This window comes from Niveispirillum fermenti, from assembly GCF_048066175.1.
GTDB lineage: Bacteria > Pseudomonadota > Alphaproteobacteria > Azospirillales > Azospirillaceae > Niveispirillum > Niveispirillum fermenti.
Map to the genome: position 1 here is coordinate 1 of NZ_JBLTXA010000085.1, position 2,219 is coordinate 2,219.

The window sequence follows — 2,219 nt, forward strand, 5'->3', positions numbered from 1 at the left end:
TCCACCGATGGTAAGCCAACCGGCAGAGGTAAATCTCTGCCGGTTGTTGCTTTTATAAGCCCTGCCAACGCACCCCGCAGAAGCGCATGCACCTCGCCGGGGCGGGATCCCGGCTCAAGCACCACGCCCGTGATCAGGGACCGGATCGTCCCCATCGCTGCGGTGCATTGGTCGGGATCGGCCAATTCCTCCTCCAGCCGCGTGATCATTGTCTGGTACTGGCTGGCGATGTCGGCTGGCACGTCCAGGGCAGGGATGATGGGCATGGCGGCCAGCTTGGCCCGCAACTCGGCCTCCTGGCACTCCAACTCCTCCAGCCGGGCGATCAGGGATTTCTGCCTGGGGTTCTCCTCGATGGCCGTGAGGATGGCAGCGACACGCCGTTCCACGGCGGCCAGGGCCTGGCGCTCCTGCTCCTGGCGGCCGCGCAGGTTCCGGTTCTGCCGGTCGGCCTCCTCCATGTAGCCTTCAAGGGCCTCGGTCACCCTTTCGGGGGTCACAAGCTTGTGCCGCAGCCCGTCCAGGACGCGCGCCTCGATCTCCAGCCGCTTGATCGTATGGCCATTGCCGCACGCGCCGCGCCGGTAATGATTGGCGCAGCCATAGCGGCCCCGGAAGACGACATTGTACCTGTAGCCGCAGCATCCGCATTGTAGCAGGCCGGACAGCAGGGTGTCGGGCCGGCGGGCGCCGGTCAGCCGGTTGGCATGAGCCTCCCGGGTGGCGGCGATGCTGGTCTCGTGCTTGATGGACAGCGCCTCCTGGCGCTGGCGCACGGCAAGCCAGAGTTCATCGTCTACGATGCGTAATTCCGGCACCCCGGTGCGGATCCAAGCGCTCTCGGGGTTAAGCTTGGGCACGCGCTTGCCGGTGGATGGGTCCTTGCGGTAGCGGAGCTTGTTCCAGACCAGCATCCCGACATACAGCTCGTTATTGAGGATGCCGGTGCCCCGGACGACATGGCCTCTGATGGTTGTGTCGCCCCAGATGTTTCCTGCTGGCCCAGGAACACCCTCCGCATTCAGTTTGCCGGCAATACTGCGTGGGCTGACACCGTCGGCGAATTCCCGGAAGATGCGCCGCACGACGCTGGCCTCGGCATCGTTGATCCGGCGATCTCCCCTGATGGGTTCGCCATGGGCGTCGAACTGCCGGATCACGTCATAGCCATAGCAAAGCCCGCCGCCCGCTTTACCCTTCTCGACACGGCCGCGCAGGCCGCGGTGGGTCTTTGCGGCAAGGTCCTTGAGGAACAAGGCGTTCATCGTCCCCTTCAGGCCGATGTGCATTTCGTTGATTTCGTCGTCAGCCAGCGTGACGATCTTGACGCCGAGGAAGGTGAGCTGACGGTGAAGGATCGCGATGTCGGCCTAGTCGCGGGACAGTCTGTCCAGGGCCTCGGCCAGCACGATGTCGATCGCGCCGGACTGGGCGTCGCGAAGCAGCGCCTGAATGCCGGCCCGTCCCACCATGGACGCACCGGAAGTCGCTGCGTCCTTGTAGCAGCCGGCGACTTTCCAGCCCTGCCGAAGCGCCCGCTCCCGACAAATCCTGATCTGGTCCTCGATGGAGGACGCGCTTTGTTGGTCGGACGAATATCTGGCGTAAATGGCGGCACGCATGCAGGCACTCCAGGATACGAAATCCAACCTGTTCGGTCGGGCGATGTCAATGGTGGGGCGGGTGACGCTGCTGACAGTTTGTCAAGGGAGCAGGGTATCCGGCTTGATGGCCGTGTTGGCTGCAAGCGCTTGGAAATGCTGGCGCGCCAGTAACTGGCCCAACTGGCGCGCCAGCTGCGATAAAGTGGCTTCGATGTTGACGGTCTGGTCGCCATTGTCGTTGCAGGCTTCCAGGACGAGCCGTGAAGCCCGCTTGGTGAGGTGTCTGTCGGTTGGGGATGGGGGCTTGGACATCGTTGCACCTTGATCATAGGGCGCACAATGCGCCCTCTCCCCAGGCCATTTGCTCCAGCCTTCCGATACAGCCCACCCGTCATCTGACGCCGAAGGATCGCAACCCATGTGTGCGTCTTGCACATGTTGGATTGGGTCTTGGCGCGGTGCCGATATCTAACCATCTATGGGGCTCCTATTGAATAGGGGCTCGTCGGGGAGCCCGGAACCTCCATTCGAACGTTACCACTTGGCAGCAGCCGGCCACCGACCCATATGCACCGCCCCTTTACCATCATTATCGGCATGGCGCAGATATCGCCC

3 protein-coding genes are annotated in these 2,219 nt (G+C 63.4%); all 3 read right to left on the minus strand.

What is annotated here, in order from left to right:
- A partial coding sequence (locus ACM9LZ_RS25725; protein WP_416622354.1) for a recombinase family protein occupies positions 1-1,289 on the minus strand: 1,289 nt, incomplete at its 3' end.
- An 81-nt stretch (positions 1,290-1,370) separates the two neighbouring features.
- Positions 1,371-1,622, minus strand: coding sequence for a recombinase family protein (locus tag ACM9LZ_RS25730; RefSeq protein WP_416622355.1), 252 nt, complete (start codon positions 1,620-1,622; stop codon positions 1,371-1,373).
- Positions 1,623-1,703: 81 nt separating this feature from the next.
- On the minus strand, positions 1,704-1,916 hold the full coding sequence (locus ACM9LZ_RS25735) for a hypothetical protein (RefSeq protein ID WP_416622356.1): 213 nt from the start codon (positions 1,914-1,916) through the stop codon (positions 1,704-1,706).
- Positions 1,917-2,219 lie beyond the last annotated feature (303 nt).

Bases quoted from the DNA above. Each gene is read 5' to 3' on its own strand.
- ACM9LZ_RS25730 (WP_416622355.1), bottom strand. From the start codon at position 1,622: ATGCGTGCCGCCATTTACGCCAGATATTCGTCCGACCAACAAAGCGCG.
- ACM9LZ_RS25735 (WP_416622356.1), bottom strand. From the start codon at position 1,916: ATGTCCAAGCCCCCATCCCCAACCGACAGACACCTCACCAAGCGGGCT.